This is a genomic window from Lutibacter sp., assembly GCF_016342705.1.
Lineage (GTDB): Bacteria > Bacteroidota > Bacteroidia > Flavobacteriales > Flavobacteriaceae > Lutibacter.
Genome location: NZ_JAEINV010000008.1, coordinates 94,402 through 117,944 on the forward strand (window position 1 = coordinate 94,402; position 23,543 = coordinate 117,944).

The window sequence follows — 23,543 nt, forward strand, 5'->3', positions numbered from 1 at the left end:
TAAAAAGCGAATGGATGTAACTTCTCAAAATAGTATTTCATTAGAGAAAATTTACAAAGCGCAACAGAATATCAAAGGAGTTGTTTTGGCAACTCCTTTGGTTTTTATGAAAAACTTCTCTGAACGCTATCAAGCTAATATTTATTTTAAAAGAGAAGATTTACAGGTAGTTCGTTCCTATAAAATTAGAGGTGCTTACAATAAAATTCAAGGGTTAACAGAAGCGCAATTAGCCAATGGAATTGTTTGTGCAAGTGCAGGAAATCACGCGCAAGGTGTGGCGTATGCTTGTCAGAAATTACAAGTAAAAGGTGTAATTTTTATGCCGTTTACTACACCGCATCAAAAAATTGATCAGGTGAAAATGTTTGGTGGAGATTTTATTGAAATCAAATTATTTGGAGATAGTTTTGATGACAGTCAAAAAGCAGCAGATGAATTTTGCAAAGCCCAAAAAAGCACTTTTGTACATCCTTTTGATGATGTTGATGTAATTGCTGGACAAGGAACTGTTGGATTAGAAATTTTAAATGATGCTGAAGTTCCTATTGATTATTTGTTTTTGCCTGTTGGTGGTGGAGGTTTGGCTTCTGGAGTAGGAAGTGTATTTAAAGCATTAAGTCCTTCAACAAAAATTATTGGAGTAGAACCTAAAGGTGCACCATCATTAACAACTTCATTAAAAAATGGGGAAAATACCACATTAACAGAAATTGAAAAGTTTGTTGATGGAGCTGCAGTTAAACGCATGGGTGACATCACTTTTGAGTTTTGTAAAGAAGTATTATACGAAGTAGATTTAATTGATGAAGGATTAATTTGTTCTACCATTTTAAAGGTGTATAATGAAAATGCATTGGTTGTTGAACCGGCCGGTGCCTTATCAATAGCAGCTTTAGAAAATCATAAAGAACAGATTAAAGGAAAAAATGTAGTTTGTATTGTGAGCGGAGGTAATAACGATATTACCCGAATGGAAGAAATGAAAGAACGTGCCTTGTTTTATGAAGGTTTAAAACATTATTTTATCATTAAATTTCCGCAAAGAGCAGGCGCTTTAAAAGAATTTGTGGTAGATGTTTTAGGTCCGAATGATGATATTGCTTATTTTGAATATACCAAAAAGCATAACAGAGATAAAGGTCCGGCGGTTGTTGGAATTGAATTAGATTCAAAAGAAGATTTTGAGCCTTTAGTTAATAGAATGAAGGAAAAAGGATTTTTAGGAGAGTACTTAAATGAAAAACCAGAGCTCTTTCAATTTTTAATTTAGTAATTAAAGTGTTTTTAACAATCTGATTTGTTAATTTTTAATAGTGTAAATTGTGATTTTGTTAATTATTAAACAAAAATTAAATTGTATTACAAATTTATGTAATATTGTACCAATGAAAATATATAAATTAAATATAACTGTTTTAACTCCCCCGCCTACTTTTAGGATGCGCCGCATTGTGCGTTAATTTTACGTATCCAAAAAAAACAGTTTATTAATTTCATTTTCAATTTTATTTTGTATCATTCTTTTAACATACTATTTAATATCAATTTTATAATTTTTTCAATAATTTTTATTGAAATTTTATATCATTTTTTGCGTCCAATTTGGGCGTGTTATTTTTTTAAGTACGGTTTTTCCGTAAGCTCAGTAATTCATAAAAATTTTAATTTTCAATTTAATAAATTAAGCCAATGAAGGTTGTAATAGCTAACGAATCGCATGTGAAATACGCTCAATTAATTTGTGAGACTATAGAAGAGTCTGCAAAAGTGAGAGGAACAGGTATAGCACAACGAACGCCAGAATATATTACTAAAAAAATAGTGAATGGAAATGCAGTAATTGCTATTCACGAAGATCAATTTGCTGGTTTTTGCTACATAGAATTATGGGATAATTTAAAGTTTGTAGTAAACTCAGGGTTGATAGTGCATCCTGATTATAGAAATCAAGGTTTAGCAAAAAAAATAAAACAGAAAATATTAGAACATTCAAAAGAAAAATATCCAGAAGCTAAAATATTTGGTATTACAACCGGTTTGGCCGTTATGAAAATTAACTACGAGTTGGGTTATCAGCCAGTTACTTTTTCTGAGTTAACAACCGATGAAGCTTTTTGGAATGGATGTCAAACATGTAAAAATTACGATATTTTAATGCGTACTAACAGAAAAATGTGTTTGTGTACTGGAATGTTGTATGATCCTAAACATGAAAAAAATATTAAAAAGCACGAATACAATTCAAAAGTGTTAAGCCGATTAAAAAAAATAAAACAAGCATTATTCCTTAAAAAAGAAAAAAAATAAAGAGTATGGAAAAAGTTGTAGTTGCATATAGTGGAGGTTTAGATACATCATATTGTGTAAAATATTTACAAAATGAATTAAACCTTGAAGTACACAGTGTTTTGGTAAATACCGGAGGTTTTTCAACCGAAGAATTAAAAGTGGTTGAAGCGAAAGCTTATGAAATGGGTGTAAAATCTCATACCAATTGTAATATTTTAGAAACATATTATCAAAAAGCCATTAGGTTTATGGTGTATGGAAATGTGTTAAAAAATAATACCTATCCATTATCAGTAAGTGCTGAACGTGTTTTTCAAGCTATTGAAGTAGTTGAATACGCAAAAAAGATAGATGCGAAATATATTGCACACGGAAGTACTGGAGCTGGAAATGACCAGGTTCGTTTTGATATGATTTTTCAAACTTTGGCACCAACTATTGAAATAATAACTCCAATTCGTGATTTAAAATTATCACGTCAGGAAGAAATTGAATACTTGAAAAAACATGGTGTAGATTATCCTTGGTCAAAAGCAAAATATTCTATTAATAAAGGAATTTGGGGAACCAGCGTTGGCGGTGTAGAAACATTAACATCAAACCAAGGGTTACCAGAAAGTGCGTATCCAAGTCAGTTAGAAAAAACAGAACCAACCAATATTAAATTGCATTTTAAAAAGGGTGAATTAGTTGGGTTGAATGATGAGTTTGATACATCTGTTAATACCATTTTAAAATTAGAAGCTATAGCATCAAAGTATGCTATTGGGCGTGATATTCACGTGGGAGATACTATTGTTGGTATTAAAGGAAGAGTTGGTTTTGAAGCTGCAGCAGCGGTTGTAACTATAAAAGCACATCATTTATTAGAAAAACATGTCCTTTCAAAATGGCAACAAAATTTGAAAGAACAATTTGCAAGTTGGTATGGAATGTTATTTCATGACGGACAATATTTTGAGCCAGTGATGCGAAATATTGAAGCTTTTCTAGAAGATTCTCAAAAGACAGTTACCGGTGAAGTTTTCTTAACATTAAAGCCTTATCATTTTAGTTTAAATGGTATTGAATCGGATCACGATTTAATGAAATCTAAATTTGGTGAATATGGAGAAACCAATAAAGCATGGTCTGCAGATGATGCCAAAGGATTTATTAAAATTTTAGGAACACCTAATAAAATATTTCACAGTGTAAATTCAGAATTATGATTAAAGCAGGAATAATTGGTGGAGCAGGATATACAGCAGGTGAGTTAGTTAGATTATTAATACATCATGCACATATTGAAATAGATTTTGTGTATAGCACCTCGAATGCTGGAAATTATATTTATGATGTACATCAGGATTTATTGGGAGCATTAGATTTAAAATTTACTGACCAAGTAAATAACAATGTAGATGTGTTGTTTTTGTGTTTAGGACACGGAAATTCAAAAAAGTTTTTAGAACAACATCAATTTTCTGAAGGAACGAAGATTATAGATTTAAGCAACGATTTTAGATTGATAAAAGACGCTGTTTTTCAAGGAAACGAATATGTATATGGTTTGCCAGAATTACAACAACAAAAAATTGAAAAAGCGAATTATATAGCCAATCCAGGTTGCTTTGCAACAGCCATTCAATTGGCATTATTACCATTAGCAAAAGCTAATTTATTAAATAATTCGGTCCATATAAATGCAACCACAGGTTCTACAGGAGCAGGCGTTTCACCAAGTGAAACCACGCATTTTAGTTGGAGAGATAATAATTTTTCAGTGTATAAAGCATTTACACACCAACATTTAGGTGAAATTTCTGAAAGTTTAGGATTGTTGCAACCAAATTTTTCCGAAGAACTATTTTTCATTCCAAATAGAGGGAATTTTAGTAGGGGGATTTTTGCATCTATCTACTTAAGTTTTGATGAAGCTATAGAAAAAGCCTATGAATTATTTGAAGATTTTTATAAAGACGCCGTTTTTACAAAAGTGTCAAAAAAACCAATTCATTTAAAGCAAGTAGTGAATACAAACAATTGTTTTATTCATTTAGAAAAATATAAAAACACGTTATTAATTACATCGGCAATTGATAATTTGTTAAAGGGAGCGTCGGGACAAGCCATTCAAAATATGAATTTAATGTTTAAATTAAATCAAAAAGAAGGATTGCAGTTAAAAGCCAATTTATTTTAAAAAAATACAATATGAAAATAGCCATTATTGGAGTAGGAAATTTAGGGTATTCAATAGCCATTGGAATTCTAACTCAAAAGAATTTTAAATTTAAAAATTTGTATTTAACCAAGCGTGATACGGAATCTTTAAGTTCTTGGGAAAAATTGCCCAATGTTAAAATTTCAACCGACAATAAAAAAGCTGTTCGTTATTCAGATATTGTTATAATTGCCGTGCAACCAAAACAATTACATACCGTTTTAGAAGAAATAAAAGAGGTGGTAAATCCTAAAAAACATACGATTATTTCAGTAGTTACAGGTAGAAAAACGGATGAAATTGAAAGTGTATTAGGAAGTGACGTTCCAATTATTAGAAGTATGCCAAATACGGCAATTTCTGTTGGGCAATCTATGACTTGTTTAAGCGCAAATGAAAGAGGAAAAGAAAATATAGAATTTGCCAAAACAATTTTCAATTCCTTAGGGAAAACCATGTGTATTGAAGAAAAGTTAATGCAAGCTGCCACTGTTATTTGTGCCAGCGGAATTGCTTTTTGGATGCGTTTAATTCGCGCCACAACCCAAGGAGCTATTCAACTAGGATTCGATTCAAAAGAAGCGCAAGAATTATCTATGCAAACCTGTTTGGGTGCTGCTAGTTTGTTAATTCATTCAGGAAGTCATCCTGAGCAAGAAATTGATAAAGTTACAACGCCAAGTGGTTGTACAATTGAAGGTTTAAATGAAATGGAGCACCAAGGATTAAGTTCTTCTTTAATAAAAGGTTTGGTAACTTCTTTCGAAAAAATTAATCAGATTTAACATTTTTATTATGAAATTATTTGATGTTTATCCGTTATACAATGTAACTCCAGTAAAAGCTGAAGGATGTTATGTTTGGGATGAGAATAATATAAAATATTTAGATTTATATGGTGGTCACGGCGTAATTTCTGTGGGACATACGCATCCAAAATATGTTGCTGATTTAACCAATCAACTTCAAAAAATAGGATTTTATTCCAATTCAGTTCAAATGCCTTTACAGGTGGAGTTGGCCGAAAAATTAGGAAAACTTTCAGGTAGCGAAAATTACAATTTGTTTTTATGTAATTCTGGTGCGGAAGCTAATGAAAATGCCTTAAAATTAGCTTCATTTATTACTGGAAAAAGTAGGGTGCTAGCCTTTACAAATTCCTTTCACGGAAGAACATCGGCAGCTGTGGCTGTAACTGATAATAAAAGCATTAACGCGCCTATTAATTTACAACAAAAAGTGACTTTTTTACCGTTGAATGATATTGAATTGGTTATTCATGAAATAGGTAAAGGCGATGTTGCCGCTGTAATTATTGAAGGAATTCAAGGAGTTGGAGGTTTGGACGAAGGAACTACTGAGTTTTTTCAAGAGGTTCAAAAGGTGTGTAACAAAAATTGTGTATTGCTAATTTTAGATGAAATACAATCGGGTTATGGAAGAAGCGGAAAATTCTTTGCATTTCAATACCATCATATTCAACCAGATATTATAACAACAGCTAAGGGAATGGCAAATGGGTTTCCAATTGGAGGTGTTTTAATTTCGGATGTTTTTAAAGCTAAATATGGTAGTTTAGGAACTACTTTTGGTGGAAATCATTTAGCATGTACTGCTGCAATTTCAGTATTAGATATTATTGAAGAAGAAAAGTTAATTGCCAATGTAAATGAGGTTTCAAACTATTTTATGGAGGAAATTAAGCAGATTCCTGAAGTGAAAAAAGTGAAAGGAAGAGGTTTAATGTTGGGTGTGGAATTTGATTTTGAAGTAGGTGAACTTCGAAAAAAATTAATTTTTGATAAACATATTTTTACTGGAGGTTCTAACAATAAAAATTTGTTAAGAATTTTACCTCCTTTAACAATTACGAAAGCTCAAATAGATGAATTTATAAAAGCTTTGAAAGAAGTATTATCACAATGAAAGGATTAACTTCAAACCAAAAAAATAGTGTTTTAACATCAATGGCCGAATTAATTGCATCGGAAAGAGGTGCAATATTGAAAGCAAATAAAATGGATGTTGAAAATTATTCAGGTGAAGATATTGCCATGTACGATCGACTAAAAGTTGATGATGCCAAGGTTGATGGAATGATTGTTTCATTACAACAATTAATTGCAGCTATTGATCCAGTAGGAAAAGAATTATACAATTTCACCCACGAAAATGGATTGAAAATGACCAATAAAACAGCGCCTTTCGGAACTGTTTTAATCATTTATGAATCTAGACCAGATGTCACAGTTGAAGCCGGAGGAATTGCGTTTAAATCGGGGAATAAAATTTTGCTAAAAGGCGGAAAAGAGTCGCTCAATTCAAATTTAAAAATTGTTGAATTGTGGCATAAAGCATTGGCTGAAAATAATATTTCAACAAATTGGGTAGAATATTTAAATTATAACAGAACTGAAACACAGGCTTTTTTAGAACATCCAACTCAAAAAGTAGATTTAATTGTGCCACGTGGTGGTGAAAAATTAATTGCCTTTGTTAAACAATATGCAACTTGCCCAGTAATTGTTAGCGGTAGAGGAAATAATTTTGTGTATGTAGATACGGAAGCCGATGTGGAAATGGCTTTATCAGTAATTTTAAATGCAAAAGCATCAAAAATATCTGCGTGCAATGCGTTGGATAAAGTGTTGGTAAATACAAATTTAATAAATAAAGAATCCTTTGTTAAAACATTGATTCATAAACTGCTAAAGCATAAAGTTGAAATTTTGGGTGATGATGAAATCTCTAAATTTGAAAATATTGCTGCATTTGAAGATGAAGCTATTTGGTATGAAGAGTTTTTAGATTATAAAATTGTGTTAGGAAGTGTTAAAAACATTGATGAAGCTATTTTAAAAATAAATATTTACGGAGGAGGACATTCAGCAGTGATATTAACCGAAAATAAGGAAACGGCTCAATATTTTATGGAATTGGTGGATTCTGCTGCTGTCTATCAAAATGCATCCACACGTTTTACAGACGGCGGTCAGTTTGGTTTAGGTGGAGAATTAGCAATAAGCACCGATAAATTGCATCATAGAGGACCAATGGGATTACAGCATTTAGTTACTAACAAATGGTACGTGTACGGAAATGGGCAAATTAGGTAAAAAGAGAATTTTATTAAAAATTGGATCTAATGTATTAACAAAAGAGACCAATCATATTTCTCGTGGAAAAATTGAAGATATTGCCTGTCAAATAGCAGATTTAAGAGACGATTATGAATTTGTAATTGTAACTTCAGGCGCTATTGCAGTAGCAAAACAATTTGTTCAGTTAGAGAGTAATGGAAAGGAAATTAATGTAAAACAAGCATTAGCATCCATTGGTCAGCCACATTTAATGCGTATTTATCAAGAAAGTTTTAGAGAACTTGGTTTATTAACTTCTCAGTGTTTATTGTCGTATTCCGATTTCAAAAAAGAAGAATCTAGAACCAACATTAAAAACACCATAAATGTGTTGGTTGAAAATAGTTATATTCCAATCATTAATGAAAATGATACGGTTGCCACGGATGAAATTAAATTTGGGGATAACGATAAATTATCGGCATTAACAGCAGCACTTTTAAATGTAGATTTGTTAATTATTGCCACCAATACTAATGGAATTTACACCAAAGCCTCCATTGATGCTGATAGCGTAAAAACAATTAAAGAAACTAATAATATTCAGTTGTTAAGAGACCAAATTCAAGCATCGGTTTCCTTGCACGGAACAGGTGGAATGTCAACAAAAATTGAAGCGTCAGAAATTGCACAAAATGCAAATATTGAAACGTGGATAGTAAATGGATTAAAAGATAATTTTGTTGTGAACGCAATGAAAAACAAAAGTGAATTCACAAAAATAACAGTAAAGTAACATGCAACATTATACCAAAATAAACGAGTTAGATAGCTTGCAAAAAACAGTAAAAGAAGCTATTGAATTAAAAAAAAGTGAATTAAAATATAAATTTCTTGGTGAAGGAAAAACCATTTGTTTATTGTTTTTTAATAATAGTTTACGTACCCGTTTAAGTACGCAAAAGGCAGCTCAAAATTTAGGTTTGAATACTGTTGTAATGAATTTTGGTAGTGAAGGTTGGCAGCTAGAGTTTGAAGATGGTGTTGTAATGGATCAGGATAAATCTGAACACGTTATTGAAGCTGCACAAGTAGTTGCGCAATATTGCGATATTGTGGCAATTAGAGCTTTTGCCTCTTTAACTGATAAAGAAAAGGACAGTGCAGAAATTGTAATTGAAAGCTTTAAAAAATATGCTAGAATTCCAGTTGTAAATATGGAAAGCGCTACAGGGCATCCGTTACAAGCATTGGCAGATGCAATTACCATGGAAGAATATAAAGTTTCTCATAAACCTAAGGTTGTATTGTCTTGGGCGCCACATCCAAAAGCCTTGCCGCATGCCGTTGCCAATTCTTTTGTTGAAATGATGCAATTGCAAGATGCAGATTTTGTGATTACGCATCCAGAAGGTTATGAGTTAGATCCAAAAATCACAAAGAATTCTAAAATAGAATACAATCAAAATAAAGCGTTTGAAAATGCTGATTTTGTGTATGTGAAGAACTGGAGTAACTTTAAAAATTATGGGAAAGTAGTAAATAAAGATGCACATTGGATGGTAACTGCTGAGAAAATGAAGTTGACAAATAATGGGAAGTTTATGCACTGTTTGCCTGTTAGAAGAAACGTAATTGTTGCTGATGAAGTAATTGATTCGGAAAATTCAATTGTAATTCAGCAAGCAAATAACAGAACCTATTCAGCACAAATTGTATTGAAGAAAATATTGGAGAATATATAGTTTAAATACAACTAAAAGTCGTCAACCTGAACTTGTTTCAGGTTTTCATACGAATTTGTACTTTAGTTGATAAGATTCTGAAATAAGTTCAGAATGACGATTTAAATTTAAAACAATGAAAAAAGAGCTTTTAAAAATAGTAAAAATTGGCGGAAATGTAATTAATGATGAAATTGCTTTAACTTCATTTTTAAAAGATTTTGCAGCTTTAGAAGGTCCAAAAATATTAGTGCACGGCGGTGGAAAAAAAGCGACAGAAGTTTCGTCGGCCATGGGTTTACAACCAAAAATGATTAATGGAAGAAGAGTAACTGATGAAGCCACTGTTGAGGTGGTAACAATGGTGTATGCTGGTTTGTTGAATAAAAAAATAGTGGCCCAATTACAACAATTTAATTGCAATGCTTTGGGATTGTCAGGAGCTGATGCGAATTGTATTTTAGCGCATAAACGAATTGTAAATGATGTAGATTATGGTTTTGCAGGTGATGTTGATGCTATCAATGCTGATTTTATTAATGTGTTACTTCAAAATAATATAACACCCGTTTTTTGTGCCATAACACACGACAAAAAGGGGCAACTGTTAAACACAAATGCCGACACCATTGTTTCAGAAGTAGCTATTGGAATGAGTAAATTATACGATACAGAATTAAATTTTGTGTTTGAATTAAAAGGTGTTTTAAAAAAAATTGAAGATAAAAATTCAGTGATTTCACATATTAATCCAGCAACTTATAAAGAACTGATTGACGCAGGAATTATTGCAGATGGAATGCTTCCAAAAATACATAATTGTTTTAATGCGTTAGATAAAGGGGTTGGAAAAGTAAAAATTGGAGACGCATCGTTAGTGCAAACTAATACTATATTATATACAACATTAACACTATAAAAGAAACGTCATGCTGAAGTTGATTCAGCATCGCATGCGATGAAACCCTGAAGCAAGTTCAGGGTGACGAAAATAATAATAATTGAATAAAAATTCAAATTTTAATATTCAAAAATGATAGAACAACTTACTAAAGAAGCTATTGAGTTATTAAAAAATTTAATTTCAAAGCAATCTTTTTCTGGTGAAGAAAACGAAACTGCTTTACTAATAATGCAATGGTTTTCACATCATAATATTCAATTTGAAAGTGATAAACATAATGTTTGGGCAAAAAACAAACATTTTGATCCCTCTAAAAAAAACATCTTATTAAATTCACATCACGATACGGTGAAACCAAACAAAGGATATACACGTAATCCGTTAAGTCCAGCTATTGAAGACGGAAAATTATATGGGTTGGGGAGTAATGATGCTGGAGGTTGTTTGGTTTCTTTATTGGCAACGTTTACCTATTTTTATAACAGAGAAGATTTAAAATACAATTTTGTAATTGTAGCTTCTGCCGAAGAAGAAAATTCAGGTCCAAACGGATTAAATTCAATGTTGAAAATTATTCCTGAAATAGATTTTGCCATTGTAGGAGAACCAACATTAATGCAATTAGCTATTGCTGAAAAAGGATTAATGGTGTTAAATTGCGATGCCAAAGGAACTGCAGGTCATGCAGCGCACGGAACAGGTGATAATGCCATTTACAATGCCATTGAAGATATTCATTGGTTTCAGACTTTTGAGTTTCCAAAAGTATCGGAAACGTTAGGGAAAGTAAAAATGACCGTTACACAAATTGAAGCAGGAAATCAACACAATGTAATTCCTTCCAATTGTAAATATGTGGTTGATGTGCGCGTTACAGATGCATATTCAAACCAAGAAGTGTTTGAAATTATTGATGCAAATGTAAAATCTGAAGTTTGTCCAAGATCATTGCGGTTAAATTCATCTTCAATTCCTAAAGAGCATGCAATTGTGCAAGCAGGAATTAAATTAGGAAGAGAAACGTATGGTTCGCCAACACTATCAGATCAAGCTGTTTTAAGTTGTCCTTCATTAAAATTAGGGCCTGGACAAAGTTTGCGATCTCATACTGCCGATGAATTTATTTATGTTGAAGAAATTGAAGAAGGTATTGATTTGTATATTAAAATATTAGAAGAAATTATTTAAAAATGTTGAATAGTTTATGAGTTTAAAAGTTTAAACCTTTAAACTGTTCAACAATTAAACATTTACACTATGAAACTTTGGGATAAAGGATTTTCAACCGATAAAAAAATAGATTTATTTACAGTTGGTAATGATAGAGAACTCGATTTAATTTTAGCAAAATACGATGTGATTGGCAATTTGGCACATGCTAAAATGTTACATAAAATAGGTTTGTTAACGGCGGAAGAAATTGCAGCTATAGAAGTTGAATTAAATTCAATTTTAAAAACTATTGAAGAAGGAAACTTCACCATTGAAGATACTTTTGAAGATGTGCATTCTAAGGTAGAATATTTGTTAACTGAAAAGTTAGGCGATACTGGTAAAAAAATTCATACAGCACGTTCTAGAAACGATCAAGTTTTAGTGGATGTACATTTGTATTTAAAAGATGCTTTAAATGAAATTAATGCAGAAGTTGATGATTTATTTAATTTATTAATTTCGTTGGCAGAACAATATAAAAATGTATTATTACCTGGTTACACGCATTTACAAGTGGCAATGCCTTCCTCTTTTGGAATGTGGTTTTCTGCGTATGCTGAAACATTGATAGATGACATTTACTTTTTAAAAGCGGCATATAAAGTTGCAGATCAAAATCCGTTAGGTTCCGCGGCTGGTTATGGAAGTTCTTTTCCAATTGATAGAGAGGAAACAACCAAATTATTAGGTTTTGAAACGTTAAAATTCAACTCTGTTGCAGCTCAAATGGGACGTGGAAAGTTAGAAAAATCTGTTTCTTTTGCCATAAGTTCGGTTGCAAGTACGTTGGCTAAAATGAGTATGGATATTTGTTTGTATATGAGTCAGAATTTTAATTTTATCTCATTTCCTGATGAATTAACTACAGGTTCTAGTATTATGCCTCATAAAAAAAATCCAGATGTTTTTGAGTTGATTCGTGGGAAATGCAACAAATTACAAGCGTTACCATACGAGTTTACGTTGATAACAAATAATTTACCTAGCGGTTATCATAGAGATTTGCAATTGTTAAAAGAAGGGTTAATTCCATCATTTTCAACGTTAAAAGCTTGTTTAGAAATGTTAACCTATTCTTTAAAAAACATTAGAGTTAGAACTGATATTGTTGAAGAAGAAAAATATTTGTATTTATTTAGTGTTGAGGAAGTTAATAAGCTAGTTCAAAACGGAACACCGTTTAGAGATGCTTATAAACAAGTAGGAAAAGATATTAAGAATGGTACTTTTAATCCAGATAAAAGTGTAAATCACACGCACAAAGGAAGTGTTGGTAATTTATGTTTAGATGAAATTGTAGCCAAGAAAAATAAAGCATAAAATACAACGAGGCTGTTTTAAAATTTTTTATTCGTCATTCTGAATTTATTTCAGAATCTCATCCTGTAACCATAAAATAGTTAGAGAACCTGAAACAAATTTAGGTTGACGGACACTTAGCATTTAAAAACAGCCTCTTTTTTATTTCTTCAAAAGAGATTTTAATCCATTACAAATTTAAATCCTGCTGAAATAATTCCGGCAGTTAAACCCGTATTCCTTTTGTAATTGCTGTATTTTAAATCCACACTTTTTAAACCAAGTTTCCAGATTCTTCGAGAAGTAAATATGTCGGTATAAGAAATTCCAAAACCAAACTGATTGGAGTTGAATTCAGATAAATCATAGTCTGAGGTGTAAAATTCATTCGTTGATAAAAGTTGCTCATAAGGCGCAAAATAATCCGCAGCCGTTTGAGTATAGTATCTATATGTTGGGTATAACGTAAACTTATCACTAATTTTAATTGGTAATTCTATGTTGGCAGTATGTGATGTAATTCCCCAATCATCATAATAATACCTATAATACGTTCGTAAAGAAATTATTTCATTTAAATAATAATTAAAACGCGCTCCAACAGGTAGTTTAAATCGGGTATCGGGCAAACGTTCAATATCATCTGCCAATTGAAAAACATCGGTATTTTCTTTTGAAGTATAATTAGCAATACTGGAAGCATTACCAATATAATAGTTAGCTCTATCTCCAAAATACACACGTTGCATTGGGTTTGCTAACCAACCATTTTGTTGAACAACATCTAAAAAGACGGAAATTTGTGCCTTTTTGCTCAATATTTGTGAAAAACTGATGGAAGCAGAATACGTATTTCTAGATTTATTTTCAACCAGCGTTGTATTAAATGGACTCCAAACGGTTGTGCCTGTTTTATTTATAATTGAGCCGTTTTGGTCTAAAATATCAACACCTTCAAAAAAACCATCGTTTAAATTTTTATTTACTTCTTTGTACGATTTAATTTCTGTAGGATACACTGGCTGCCAACTATCCATATAAATATTGGCTTTTAAACCAATTTCTGTATTTTTTTCATTAAAAAGTTTGGTAAAATTTCCACCAACACCAATAGAAGTATAATCAAATTCTTTAGCAAAAGATAGGTTTGCTCCAATTATTGAATTTCTATCTTCTGAAGAATGGCTATAACCAATATCTCCGTTAACCCAAACATCGCTTTTAGAAGCTCCAGATGATTCTACCCAAGGACTTCCAGTTACTGCTCCAGAAGCAACTAATTTAGCGCTTTTGTCATCATCTTCATCATCTCCTCCACGTGATGCTCCAGAAGCATCAAACGGATTTAAATTACTAGAAGAAGCTGAACTGTAAGCAGATATTGTTGCATCAATGGTGAAAATATCATTATCATTTAAAGGAATTGATACTGTAATTGTTGTTGCTAAATCGGTTAATTTTTCACTTCCAATTCCACCAGTAACTGCAGCATTATCTCCATCTTGCCCATAAAAACTAGAAATTAAATCAACTTCAGTATTTTCAAGGACACGCTTTTTATACGTATTAGTTTCATTTTGAGAAAAGCCAAAAAATGAAATAAATAAAATAAATAAACTTATATATTTTTTCATAATTATATATTAATTACATCCGCAACCACCGCCTGATTTTCCTCCGTTTGCTCCAGAGGCAGCTTCTCTATACACTTGAAAACTAGTTTCAAATTTGTTTATTTTTCTATCAGCTAACACCATATCTGGGTCGTTTAAGTATACTTTTTCGTATTCTTTTACAACAACACAAGAGCTGCATAAAGCGAGAGTTACTAGCCCTAAAAAAGTTTTTTTAATCATATTTTGTTAATATTTATATTGTTAGAAGTGTGAATTCCCCCTTTTGAATCGATGATTATACATTCAATATTTTTTAATTGATTTATTCTGTTTAAACCAATTTCAGTTCCCATTACAAATATAGATGTTGCCAACGCATCGGCTAATTCTGCTTTTGGGGCAAAAACCGAAACACTAATTATTTCGGTAGCTGGGTAACCAGTTCTTGGATCAATAATATGAGAATAGCGTTTGCCATTAAAACTTACATATTTTTCATAATCACCAGATGTGACTACTGCACTGTTTGAAATTGGTAAAAGTGCAAAAGCATTATTTTTATTTAACGGATTGGTTATGGCAACTTTCCAATCATCTCCATTTGGTTGTTTCCCCCAAGTATTCATATCTCCAGAAGCATTTATAATTCCGGCAACAACTCCTTCAGAAATTAATAACGCTTTAGCTTTGTCGGCTGCATACCCTTTTCCTATGGCGCCAAATCCAATTTTCATTCCTTTTAATTTTAGAAATACGGTTTGTTTTTCTTTATCAAGTAGTATATTTTGAAAACCTACTTTTGAAACCGATTCGTTAATTTCTTTTTCAGAAGGCATTGTTTTCATACTGCCATCAAACTTCCAAATTTTATCCATAGAAGCATAGCTAATATCAAAAGCACCATCGGTTAATTTTGAAATTGCTATAGCGCGTTCAATTAAATCAAACAATTCTTTATCAACTTTTACAGGTTGTATTCCTGCATTTCTAATTATTTCTGATGTTTGTGAATTTGGATCCCACGATGAAATTAATTTTTCAATTCGGGTAATTTCCTCAATAGCTAAGTTAATGTAATAAGAAGCTTTTAATGTATCATTTGCTACCACCGAAATATCAAATCGGCTTCCCATTAATTTCAATGTTTTTCTATGTATTTGTTGGCTAAATAGCTGTGTAGAACAAAATAAAATTACAATTAAAAATAGTTGTTTTTTCATTATTTAAATGAAGTAAGTGTTTTTATGTATTCTGATGGACTTGTTTTTTTGTAGCCAGTATTTCCTAGCATTTTTCCATTTTTATCTAAAACTGCAACAAAAGGAAAGTAACCTTGTGTGTTGTATTTTTCCATTAGTTGGTTGTTTTGTTTTTGCTGACTTTCAGTTAATTTATTTTTACTTTTTCTTGGAAAATCTGCCTTTAGCATAATAAAATGCTCTTTTGAATAGTTTATGAATTCTGGTGTACTCCAAATTTCTCTATCTAGTTTTATGCAAGGCGCACACCAGTCTGATCCTTGAAAAACCAACACAATATTTCTATTTTTTTCAGAAGCTTCTTTTTTTGCTTTACTAAAATCCGTATTCCATTCCTGCGCATAACTTGTAAAAACTAAAATTAAAAGCAAAACACTTAAAATTATTTTTTTCATTTTTTTGATTGTTAAATTTGTGGTGAATATATTAAATAACACTTTTAAGAGTTTAAACCCTACTATAAGTTTAGCTAAACGTTAACGAACTAAGTATAGGTTTATTTTAAAATCAAATACAAACATTCCAAATAGGATCATTTGGAGTTTGCGCAACTAATGAGATATTTTCTTTAGTAACAGGGTGAATAAATTCAATTTTACGTGCATGTAAATGAATACTTGCATCTTTATTGCTTCTATCAAAACCGTATTTTAAATCGCCTTTAATTGGTGAGCCAATAGCTGCAAGTTGACACCTAATTTGATGATGGCGACCAGTTTCTAAATCAACTTCTAGCAAGTGATAATTGTCTAAAGATTTGATAACTTTATAATGAAGAATGGCTTTTTTACTACCTTCAATTTCAGAAGAATAGGAAGTGGATTTATTGTTTTTTGGATTTTTTCTTAAAAACCCAGTTAAAGTTTCTTCTAATTTGTTCGGTAAATTTTTTACAACAGCCCAATAGGTTTTATTCACTTCTTTATTGCGTAACATTTTATTAAAACGTTCCAGTGCTTTGGAAGTTTTGGCAAAAACAACAAGGCCAGTTGTAGGTCTGTCTAATCTGTGCACAACTCCTAAAAAAACATTTCCGGGTTTGTTGTAAGTTTCTTTTATATATTCCTTAACAATCTCGCTTAGCGGCGTGTCACCGGTTTTATCACCTTGCACAATATCACCAGATTGTTTATTAACAATAATTAAGTGGTTGTCTTCAAATAAAATATTTAAAGTGCTTTTGGTTGAAGCCATGGTGTTTTAAGAATTTTCTAAAACTTTTTGATTTAAATCATCAATAAAAGTAAGTAATTCTTCTTTTCCTGACGCATCTGTAGCGGAAGTAGTAAAATAAGGAGGCATACTTTCCCAAATGGTACTAGTCATAGTTTTGCTATAAATCTGCACATTTCTATTTAATTGAGAAAGTTTAAGTTTGTCAGACTTTGTAAAAACAATACAAAAAGCAATGCCGTTTTCACCTAAAAACTCCATAAATTCAAGATCAATTTTTTGAGGTTCTAATCTAGAATCTACCAAAACAAAAGTGCAAATTAACTGTTCTCGTTGCAGAAAATAATCTTTAATAAATTCTTGAAAACCTTGTCGTAAAGATTTAGAAACTTTGGCATATCCATACCCAGGTAAATCAACTAAAAACCAATTGGTATTAATTTTAAAATGATTTATTAATTGTGTTTTTCCAGGTTTTCCTGATGTTTTAGCCAATTTACTGTGGCCTGTTAACATATTAATTAAAGATGACTTACCAACGTTTGAACGACCAATAAATGCATATTCGGGTAATTGCTCTTTCGGGCATCTTTTTACGTCTGTATTGCTAATAATAAAATCAGCTGTTTTAATAATCATCTATTATAGTTTACGTTCCTTAAGCCATTTATGTAAAATTTCATTAAATCTATCGGGATGCTCCATCATTGGTGCATGACCACATTCATCAATCCAAAATAAATCTGCATCTGGCAATAATCTTTGAAAATCAACAGCCACTTCTGGAGGCGTAACATTATCATTTCTTCCCCAAATTACACAAGCAGGAGTGTTTAATTTTGGTAAATCTTTAGCCATATTATGACGAATAGCACTTTTTGCGATAGCTAAAGTTCTAATAACCTTTGTGCGGTCATTAACAGATGCATAAATTTCATCTACAGACTCCTTTGTTGCAATTTTTGGATCGAAAAAAACTTCTTCTGTTTTTTTCTTAATGTATTCATAATCACCTCTTTTAGGGTAAGTGTCTCCTAAAGATTTTTCATACAAACCAGAGCTACCTGCAAGCACTAATGCGCTTACATTTGGTAGGTTTAATTTTGCAAAATACAAAGCAATATGTCCACCTAAAGAATTCCCAACTAAAATAGCGCTATCTATATTCTTATGTTTCATAAAATCTTTTAAAAATTTAGAAAGATTTTTAACATTTGTTTTTAAAATAGGTAACGAATATATTGGTAGTTCAGGAATTAAAACTTTATAACCATTTTGTGAAAAATAGTTATAAACACTGTCAAAATTGCTTAAGGCCCCTAATAACCCGTGAAGCACAATTATTGGTTGTCCTTCACCAGCTTCGATATAACTAAATTTCCCTTCTTTTATAAGATTATGGCTCATTAATATTGTTTTTAAGCTAAATGCAAAGGTAACTATTTTTTCGAAAATACGACTTTTTTATAAATGCACGTAATTAATTATTTAATGGTTTGAAATTCAAAATTATAGCGTAATAATAGGGGTAAGTGGTAAAAGTTATCAACAAAGTGGGATAAAGTGGTAAAATGTGGGAAAAAATTTATATTTTTGAATTAATTCAGCAAACTCATGATAAATTTAATTGGCACATACGAAGGAAAAGCGGATGCAAAGCTAAGGCTTTTATTGCCAGCGCCTTTAAAAAAACAACTTGCTTCTGTGATGCAAGATGGGTTTGTTATGAAACGCTCAGTACATGAACAATGTTTGGAGTTATACGCCATGGATGAGTGGAATTTGTTAATGAATGAAATTAGTAGCATTAACAGATTTGTAAAAAAGAACAATGATTTTATTAGAATATTTACAGCAGGTATAAAAATTGTTGAATTAGATAGCGCGGGCAGATTACTTATATCAAAAGATTTACAAGCATATGCTGGAATCACTAAAGAGATTGTGTTAGCAGCATCTGGCAATGTAATTGAAATTTGGGATAAAGATAAATATGAAGCTTCTATTAATATAGCTCCTGATCAATTTTCGGCTTTAACTGAAGATGTAATGGGTGGAATTAAAAAAGAACTATAAAATGGAATATCATAATCCTGTATTATTAAAAGAAAGTATAGATGGTTTAGCAATTAAACCTAATGGTGTTTACGTAGATGTAACTTTTGGAGGTGGAGGTCATTCAAAAGAGATATTAAATCGATTGAGTGAAAACGGGAAATTGTTTGGTTTTGACCAAGATGAAGATGCGCAAAGAAATGTGATTGACGATCCGAGATTTACTTTGATACCTCAAAATTTTAGACATATAAAAAGGTATTTACGTTTTTATAATATTAAAAAAGTAGATGGTGTTTTGGCAGATTTAGGTGTTTCATCACATCAGTTTGATGAAGCGGAAAGAGGATTTTCTACTCGTTTTGATGCAGATTTAGATATGCGAATGAATCAAACAGGAGAACTATCTGCCTATGAGGTTGTGAATTTATATGATGAAGAAAAATTAGCAAATGTATTATTTCAGTATAGTGAGCTAAGAAACGCAAAAGCTATTGCTAAAAAAATAGTAAGTGCAAGAATTGAAAATAAAATTAAAACAAGTTTTGAATTAAAAGAAGTGCTTTCGGAATTTGTTCCAAAAGCAGTTGAGCATAAAATTTTAGCGCAAATATTTCAAGGGATTAGAATTGAAGTAAATCAGGAGATAGAAGTGTTAAAAGAATTTTTATTGCAGATTCCTGAATTGTTAAATGTAGAAGGAAGGTTAAGTGTAATATCCTATCATTCTTTAGAAGATAGACTTGTAAAGCGTTTTATGAAAACTGGCCTTTTTGAAGGTGAGCCAGAAAAAGATTTCTTTGGAAATTTTACGGTGCCTTTAAAAACAGTTGGTAAAATGATAATTCCATCATTTGACGAAGTGAAAATGAACAATAGAGCGAGAAGTGCGAAACTAAGAATTGCAACTTTAAAATAAATGGGAGTTAAGGATAATATATATAATGTTTTAAAAGGGAAATTTCTAGTTAGTGATGATTCCTTTAAAAATTGGAGATTTATATTGTTTGTGGTTGGATTAATGTTGTTGATAATTGCAAGTTCTCATAGTGCTGATAAAAAAGTAATGGAAATTGCAAGATTGAATAAAGAAATTAACGAGAAAAGAGCAGAATTTGTAGATACTAGAACAATTTTTATGGAAATGAAACTAGAATCTACCATTAGAAATAAAGTGGTGAGTCTTGATTTAAAACCAAGTGAAAATCCACCTCAAGTAATAAAAGTAGTATCAAAAAAAGTAACATCAAAAAAAAGTAAATAATTGGCAGCTACCCAAAAAGGCATATTAAATAAATTGTACATCGTGTTTGTTATAATCACGTTGTTGTTAATTGCTATTGTGGTAAGGTTAACGGATATTCAATTTACTGATGGTGAAAAATATAGAGCGCTTTCAGAGCAATTAACGCTAAGAAATGATACCATTTTTGCAAATAAAGGAAGTGTGTTTTCTGATGATGGAAGTTTATTAGCAACATCTATGTCTCGTTATGAAATTAGAATGGATGCTTTTACGGTTGAAGAAGAAGTTTTTGAAAAAAACATTAGATCACTATCAGAAAGATTATCTAAAAAATTCGGAAAAACGGCCAGTAATTGGGAAACTAAAATTAGAAAAGCCAGAAATACTAAAAATAGGTATTTATTTATAACAAAGGGTCTTGGTTATAATGATTATATGTTGGTAAAAAGTTTTCCAATCTTCAATTTAGGAATGTATAAAGGTGGTTTTATTGCAGAGCAAACAACCGTTAGAGCACATCCACTTGGTAGAGTAGCGGAAAGAACCATTGGTTATGATGACTATAGAGGAGCTCCCGGAATTGAAGGCGCTTTTAGGTCTAATTTGGTGGGTAGAAATGGGTATAGATTAAAGCAAAAAATTGCGAAAGGACAATGGAGACCAATTAATGATAATAATGAAATTGAACCTGTTAATGGGAATGATATTGTTACTACAATTAATGTAAATATACAGGATATTGCACATCATTCATTATTAAGACAATTAGAATTTTATGAAGCAGATCACGGTTGTGTGGTTGTTATGGAGACTAAAACAGGCGAAATAAAAGCAATTTCAAATTTGGGTAGAAGTTCAAACGGTAAATATTATGAACGTTTAAATTATGCGGTTGGAGAATCTCATGAGCCTGGTTCTGCATTTAAAGTTATGGCTTTTGTAGCAGCTTTAGATGCGGGAGTAATTGACACAAGTACGGTTGTTGATACTGGTGATGGAAGGTATAAAATGTATGGAAGATATATTAATGATTCTCATAGAGGTGGTTACGGAAAAATTTCTGCTGCAAGAGCAATAGAAGTTTCATCTAACATTGGCTTAGCAAGACTTATTGAAGAAAATTTTGGTGCTAATCCACAAAAATTCATTGATATTATTAAAGGAATGAACTTAAACGATTTACTTGGATTGCCAATTAAAGGTGAAGGAAAACCAGATATTCCTGCTCCAGGTGAAAAAAAATGGAGTAAAAACGCTTTGCCCTCTATGTCGTATGGGTATAATTTACAGTTAACACCAATGCAAACACTTACATTTTATAATGCAATTGCAAATAATGGTGAAATGGTAAAACCAATGTTTGTGAAAGAAATAAGAACTTGGGATAAGCACGTGGAGTCCTTTAATAAAACAGTTATAAACCCAGCTATTTGTTCTCCTGAAACAATTAAAAAAGTTCAAGAGGTTTTAAAAAATGTTGTAAAAAGAGGAACTGGACAAAAAATGTATTCTGAAGATTTTTCAATGGCAGGTAAAACAGGAACAGCACGTACAGAATATTGGAAGTCAGATTGGGCTGAAAACAAACTTTATATTTCATCTTTTACAGGTTATTTTCCAGCAGAAAACCCATTGTATAGTTGTATAGTGGTTATTCATAAACCAAAAGTTCAAACTGGTTTTTATGGAGCAGATGTTGCTGGTCCGGTTTTTAAAGATATTGCTCAAAAAATATACACTTCAAATCATATAATTAATAAAGTAGAAGATAAAACACCGAATTTTAAAGGTGTTCAAAATAATTTTGACACGTATTATGCAAATTCAAACAAGGAATTTAATTCAATCCCGAATGTAAAAGGAATGGCGGCTATGGACGCCATTTCTTTACTTGAAAATTTAGGATTAAAAGTGCTGTTAGAAGGAAAAGGGAAAGTGATAGAACAATCTTTAGAAGAAGGTGTAAAATTAGAAAAAGGAACTATAATAAAAATTAAACTAGCATAATTGAAATTAGTAAAAGACATATTATATAAAGTTGGTGTTATTTCTATTCACGGAACCACAAATTCACAAGTGAATGCTGTGGAATTTGATTCTAGACAAGTGAAGAAAAACAGCTTGTTTGTTGCTCAAAAAGGGTTGATTTTTGATGGGCATTTGTTTATTGATAAAGCAATTGAGCAAGGTGCAATTGTAATTGTATGTGAAACGCTTCCCGAAAAATTAAACGGAGATGTTACTTATATTCAGGTTGAAAATTCTGATTCAGCGTTGGCAATTATTGCTTCAAATTTTTATGATAATCCATCTTCAAAATTAAAATTAGTTGGAGTAACAGGTACTAATGGTAAAACAACTATTGCTTCATTATTATATACTTTATTTCAAAAAGCAGGATTTAGCGCTGGATTATTATCAACTGTGAAAATTTTGGTTGATAAAACTCAGTACGAAGCAACACATACAACACCAAACTCATTACTTATAAATAAGTATTTAAATGAAATGGTTGAAGCTGGTTGTGATTATTGTTTTATGGAAGTGAGTTCTCACGGAATTCATCAAAAAAGGACGGAAGGATTAGTGTTTGCAGGTGGAATTTTTACAAATTTAACGCACGATCATTTAGATTATCATAAGACTTTTAAGGAATATAGAGATGTAAAAAAATCATTTTTTGATATGTTGCCAAAAACAGCATTTGCTTTGGTAAATATTGATGATAAAAATGGTGAAGTGATGCTTCAAAATACAAAAGCAAAAAAATACACATATGCTTTAAAAACAATGGCTGATTACAAAGCTAAAATTATAGAAAACCAGTTTTCTGGATTGTTTTTAAATATAAATGGTAATGAAGTTTGGGTGAAATTAACAGGTAGTTTTAACGCTTATAATTTATGTGCGGTTTATGGAACTGCCGATTTGTTAGGCTTAAATACTACAGATGCCTTAACGGCTATTAGTGAGTTGGAAAGTGTGAGTGGAAGATTTCAACATTTTACTTCAAAAGAAGGAATTACGGCAATAATTGATTATGCACATACGCCAGATGCGTTAAAAAATGTGCTTGAAACAATTAATGATATTAGAACAGGAAATGAACAAGTGATAACCGTTGTGGGTTGTGGTGGAGATAGAGATAAAGCTAAGCGTCCTGTTATGGGACGCATAGCTTCTCAATTAAGTTCGCAGGTTATTTTTACTTCAGATAATCCAAGAAGTGAAGATCCTCAAGTGATACTTAATGAAATTGAAAGTGGTGTTGAAGCTCAAAACTATAAAAAAACAATTACAGTTTTAGATAGAGAGCAAGCTATAAAAACGGCCACAAAGTTGTCGAAAAAAGGAGACATTATTTTAATTGCTGGAAAAGGTCATGAAACCTATCAGGAAATTAAAGGTGTAAGAACTCATTTTGATGATTTTGAGATAATAACTGAATTATTAAAAGCTTAGAAATTTAACAAT

General features: G+C 31.3%; 24 protein-coding genes. 17 read left to right on the forward strand and 7 right to left on the reverse strand.

The window, feature by feature from the left end; all coding sequences use genetic code 11:
* Positions 1 to 10 precede the first annotated feature (10 nt).
* The 12 genes from ilvA to argH all read left to right on the forward strand — a co-directional run bounded on the left by ilvA (position 11) and on the right by argH (position 12,741).
* Positions 11 to 1,273 (forward strand): threonine ammonia-lyase IlvA, encoded by a 1,263-nt coding sequence (gene ilvA / locus JEY78_RS09375; protein WP_291850037.1) that lies wholly within the window; start codon positions 11 to 13, stop codon positions 1,271 to 1,273.
* Positions 1,274 to 1,692: 419 nt separating this feature from the next.
* Entirely contained in the window at positions 1,693 to 2,310 is a 618-nt protein-coding gene (locus JEY78_RS09380; protein WP_291850040.1) for a GNAT family N-acetyltransferase, read from the forward strand.
* Between the two features lie 5 nt (positions 2,311 to 2,315).
* Complete coding sequence (locus tag JEY78_RS09385) at positions 2,316 to 3,503, forward strand: argininosuccinate synthase domain-containing protein (RefSeq protein ID WP_291850043.1); 1,188 nt, start codon at positions 2,316 to 2,318, stop codon at positions 3,501 to 3,503.
* Positions 3,500 to 4,477, forward strand: coding sequence for an N-acetyl-gamma-glutamyl-phosphate reductase (argC, locus tag JEY78_RS09390; protein WP_291850046.1), 978 nt, complete (start codon positions 3,500 to 3,502; stop codon positions 4,475 to 4,477). The genes JEY78_RS09385 and argC overlap by 4 nt, the downstream gene beginning before the upstream one ends.
* Before the next feature lie 11 nt (positions 4,478 to 4,488).
* Complete coding sequence (gene proC / locus JEY78_RS09395) at positions 4,489 to 5,283, forward strand: pyrroline-5-carboxylate reductase (protein WP_291850049.1); 795 nt, start codon at positions 4,489 to 4,491, stop codon at positions 5,281 to 5,283.
* A 10-nt stretch (positions 5,284 to 5,293) separates the two neighbouring features.
* A complete protein-coding gene (locus JEY78_RS09400) occupies positions 5,294 to 6,424 on the forward strand; it encodes an aminotransferase class III-fold pyridoxal phosphate-dependent enzyme (protein WP_291850052.1) in 1,131 nt (376 codons plus the stop codon).
* Positions 6,421 to 7,614: a glutamate-5-semialdehyde dehydrogenase gene (locus JEY78_RS09405; protein WP_291850055.1), complete on the forward strand. Its 1,194-nt coding sequence runs from the start codon at positions 6,421 to 6,423 to the stop codon at positions 7,612 to 7,614. Before JEY78_RS09400 ends, JEY78_RS09405 begins: the two co-directional genes overlap by 4 nt.
* Entirely contained in the window at positions 7,598 to 8,374 is a 777-nt protein-coding gene (gene proB / locus JEY78_RS09410) for a glutamate 5-kinase (RefSeq protein ID WP_291850058.1), read from the forward strand. Before JEY78_RS09405 ends, proB begins: the two co-directional genes overlap by 17 nt.
* A gap of 1 nt (position 8,375) precedes the next feature.
* On the forward strand, positions 8,376 to 9,323 hold the full coding sequence (locus JEY78_RS09415) for an N-acetylornithine carbamoyltransferase (RefSeq protein ID WP_291850060.1): 948 nt from the start codon (positions 8,376 to 8,378) through the stop codon (positions 9,321 to 9,323).
* A gap of 115 nt (positions 9,324 to 9,438) precedes the next feature.
* Positions 9,439 to 10,221 carry an acetylglutamate kinase gene (argB, locus tag JEY78_RS09420; protein ID WP_291850063.1) on the forward strand — a complete coding sequence of 261 codons (783 nt, stop codon included), beginning with the start codon at positions 9,439 to 9,441 and terminating at the stop codon, positions 10,219 to 10,221.
* Positions 10,222 to 10,335: 114 nt separating this feature from the next.
* Positions 10,336 to 11,394: a M20 family metallo-hydrolase gene (locus tag JEY78_RS09425; RefSeq protein WP_291850066.1), complete on the forward strand. Its 1,059-nt coding sequence runs from the start codon at positions 10,336 to 10,338 to the stop codon at positions 11,392 to 11,394.
* Between the two features lie 69 nt (positions 11,395 to 11,463).
* Positions 11,464 to 12,741 carry an argininosuccinate lyase gene (argH, locus tag JEY78_RS09430; protein ID WP_291850069.1) on the forward strand — a complete coding sequence of 426 codons (1,278 nt, stop codon included), beginning with the start codon at positions 11,464 to 11,466 and terminating at the stop codon, positions 12,739 to 12,741.
* A gap of 161 nt (positions 12,742 to 12,902) precedes the next feature.
* On the opposite strand, the gene JEY78_RS09435 is transcribed toward argH, so the two are convergent.
* The 7 genes from JEY78_RS09435 to JEY78_RS09465 form a co-directional block, all read right to left on the reverse strand.
* Positions 12,903 to 14,354: a DUF3570 domain-containing protein gene (locus tag JEY78_RS09435; RefSeq protein WP_291850072.1), complete on the reverse strand. Its 1,452-nt coding sequence runs from the start codon at positions 14,352 to 14,354 to the stop codon at positions 12,903 to 12,905.
* A 9-nt stretch (positions 14,355 to 14,363) separates the two neighbouring features.
* A complete protein-coding gene (locus JEY78_RS09440) occupies positions 14,364 to 14,576 on the reverse strand; it encodes a DUF4266 domain-containing protein (protein WP_291850075.1) in 213 nt (70 codons plus the stop codon).
* Complete coding sequence (locus tag JEY78_RS09445) at positions 14,573 to 15,556, reverse strand: FAD:protein FMN transferase (protein WP_291850078.1); 984 nt, start codon at positions 15,554 to 15,556, stop codon at positions 14,573 to 14,575. The genes JEY78_RS09440 and JEY78_RS09445 overlap by 4 nt, the downstream gene beginning before the upstream one ends.
* Positions 15,556 to 15,990, reverse strand: a complete 435-nt coding sequence (locus tag JEY78_RS09450) for a thioredoxin family protein (RefSeq protein ID WP_291850081.1) — start codon at positions 15,988 to 15,990, stop codon at positions 15,556 to 15,558. The genes JEY78_RS09445 and JEY78_RS09450 overlap by 1 nt, the downstream gene beginning before the upstream one ends.
* A 112-nt stretch (positions 15,991 to 16,102) precedes the next feature.
* Positions 16,103 to 16,789 (reverse strand): RluA family pseudouridine synthase, encoded by a 687-nt coding sequence (locus tag JEY78_RS09455; protein ID WP_291850084.1) that lies wholly within the window; start codon positions 16,787 to 16,789, stop codon positions 16,103 to 16,105.
* A 6-nt stretch (positions 16,790 to 16,795) separates the two neighbouring features.
* Entirely contained in the window at positions 16,796 to 17,407 is a 612-nt protein-coding gene (yihA, locus tag JEY78_RS09460) for a ribosome biogenesis GTP-binding protein YihA/YsxC (RefSeq protein ID WP_291850087.1), read from the reverse strand.
* A gap of 3 nt (positions 17,408 to 17,410) precedes the next feature.
* Positions 17,411 to 18,175, reverse strand: a complete 765-nt coding sequence (locus tag JEY78_RS09465; RefSeq protein WP_291850090.1) for an alpha/beta hydrolase — start codon at positions 18,173 to 18,175, stop codon at positions 17,411 to 17,413.
* Positions 18,176 to 18,382: 207 nt separating this feature from the next.
* On the opposite strand from JEY78_RS09465, the gene JEY78_RS09470 reads away from it, so the two are divergent.
* Genes JEY78_RS09470 through JEY78_RS09490 form a run of 5 tightly spaced genes read left to right on the forward strand, consistent with a single transcriptional unit; the run spans position 18,383 to position 23,531 of the window.
* The gene (locus tag JEY78_RS09470) at positions 18,383 to 18,844 is read left to right on the forward strand and encodes a division/cell wall cluster transcriptional repressor MraZ (RefSeq protein WP_291850093.1); all 462 of its coding nucleotides are present in this window, start codon (positions 18,383 to 18,385) and stop codon (positions 18,842 to 18,844) included.
* A 1-nt stretch (position 18,845) separates the two neighbouring features.
* Positions 18,846 to 19,742 carry a 16S rRNA (cytosine(1402)-N(4))-methyltransferase RsmH gene (rsmH, locus tag JEY78_RS09475; RefSeq protein ID WP_291850096.1) on the forward strand — a complete coding sequence of 299 codons (897 nt, stop codon included), beginning with the start codon at positions 18,846 to 18,848 and terminating at the stop codon, positions 19,740 to 19,742.
* Positions 19,743 to 20,087, forward strand: coding sequence for an FtsL-like putative cell division protein (locus tag JEY78_RS09480; protein ID WP_291850098.1), 345 nt, complete (start codon positions 19,743 to 19,745; stop codon positions 20,085 to 20,087).
* Positions 20,088 to 22,076: a penicillin-binding protein gene (locus JEY78_RS09485; RefSeq protein WP_291850101.1), complete on the forward strand. Its 1,989-nt coding sequence runs from the start codon at positions 20,088 to 20,090 to the stop codon at positions 22,074 to 22,076.
* The gene (locus JEY78_RS09490) at positions 22,077 to 23,531 is read left to right on the forward strand and encodes a UDP-N-acetylmuramoyl-L-alanyl-D-glutamate--2,6-diaminopimelate ligase (RefSeq protein WP_291850104.1); all 1,455 of its coding nucleotides are present in this window, start codon (positions 22,077 to 22,079) and stop codon (positions 23,529 to 23,531) included. It abuts the gene before it with no gap.
* The last annotated feature ends 12 nt before the right edge of the window (positions 23,532 to 23,543 follow it).

What these genes read in the sequence shown, in the direction of transcription:
- ilvA (WP_291850037.1), top strand. Translation starts at nt 11, where the DNA reads ATGGATGTAACTTCTCAAAATAGTATTTCATTAGAGAAAATTTACAAA.
- JEY78_RS09380 (WP_291850040.1), top strand. Translation starts at nt 1,693, where the DNA reads ATGAAGGTTGTAATAGCTAACGAATCGCATGTGAAATACGCTCAATTA.
- JEY78_RS09385 (WP_291850043.1), top strand. Translation starts at nt 2,316, where the DNA reads ATGGAAAAAGTTGTAGTTGCATATAGTGGAGGTTTAGATACATCATAT.
- argC (WP_291850046.1), top strand. Translation starts at nt 3,500, where the DNA reads ATGATTAAAGCAGGAATAATTGGTGGAGCAGGATATACAGCAGGTGAG.
- proC (WP_291850049.1), top strand. Translation starts at nt 4,489, where the DNA reads ATGAAAATAGCCATTATTGGAGTAGGAAATTTAGGGTATTCAATAGCC.
- JEY78_RS09400 (WP_291850052.1), top strand. Translation starts at nt 5,294, where the DNA reads ATGAAATTATTTGATGTTTATCCGTTATACAATGTAACTCCAGTAAAA.
- JEY78_RS09405 (WP_291850055.1), top strand. Translation starts at nt 6,421, where the DNA reads ATGAAAGGATTAACTTCAAACCAAAAAAATAGTGTTTTAACATCAATG.
- proB (WP_291850058.1), top strand. Translation starts at nt 7,598, where the DNA reads ATGGGCAAATTAGGTAAAAAGAGAATTTTATTAAAAATTGGATCTAAT.
- JEY78_RS09415 (WP_291850060.1), top strand. Translation starts at nt 8,376, where the DNA reads ATGCAACATTATACCAAAATAAACGAGTTAGATAGCTTGCAAAAAACA.
- argB (WP_291850063.1), top strand. Translation starts at nt 9,439, where the DNA reads ATGAAAAAAGAGCTTTTAAAAATAGTAAAAATTGGCGGAAATGTAATT.
- JEY78_RS09425 (WP_291850066.1), top strand. Translation starts at nt 10,336, where the DNA reads ATGATAGAACAACTTACTAAAGAAGCTATTGAGTTATTAAAAAATTTA.
- argH (WP_291850069.1), top strand. Translation starts at nt 11,464, where the DNA reads ATGAAACTTTGGGATAAAGGATTTTCAACCGATAAAAAAATAGATTTA.
- JEY78_RS09435 (WP_291850072.1), bottom strand. Translation starts at nt 14,354, where the DNA reads ATGAAAAAATATATAAGTTTATTTATTTTATTTATTTCATTTTTTGGC.
- JEY78_RS09440 (WP_291850075.1), bottom strand. Translation starts at nt 14,576, where the DNA reads ATGATTAAAAAAACTTTTTTAGGGCTAGTAACTCTCGCTTTATGCAGC.
- JEY78_RS09445 (WP_291850078.1), bottom strand. Translation starts at nt 15,556, where the DNA reads ATGAAAAAACAACTATTTTTAATTGTAATTTTATTTTGTTCTACACAG.
- JEY78_RS09450 (WP_291850081.1), bottom strand. Translation starts at nt 15,990, where the DNA reads ATGAAAAAAATAATTTTAAGTGTTTTGCTTTTAATTTTAGTTTTTACA.
- JEY78_RS09455 (WP_291850084.1), bottom strand. Translation starts at nt 16,789, where the DNA reads ATGGCTTCAACCAAAAGCACTTTAAATATTTTATTTGAAGACAACCAC.
- yihA (WP_291850087.1), bottom strand. Translation starts at nt 17,407, where the DNA reads ATGATTATTAAAACAGCTGATTTTATTATTAGCAATACAGACGTAAAA.
- JEY78_RS09465 (WP_291850090.1), bottom strand. Translation starts at nt 18,175, where the DNA reads ATGAGCCATAATCTTATAAAAGAAGGGAAATTTAGTTATATCGAAGCT.
- JEY78_RS09470 (WP_291850093.1), top strand. Translation starts at nt 18,383, where the DNA reads ATGATAAATTTAATTGGCACATACGAAGGAAAAGCGGATGCAAAGCTA.
- rsmH (WP_291850096.1), top strand. Translation starts at nt 18,846, where the DNA reads ATGGAATATCATAATCCTGTATTATTAAAAGAAAGTATAGATGGTTTA.
- JEY78_RS09480 (WP_291850098.1), top strand. Translation starts at nt 19,743, where the DNA reads ATGGGAGTTAAGGATAATATATATAATGTTTTAAAAGGGAAATTTCTA.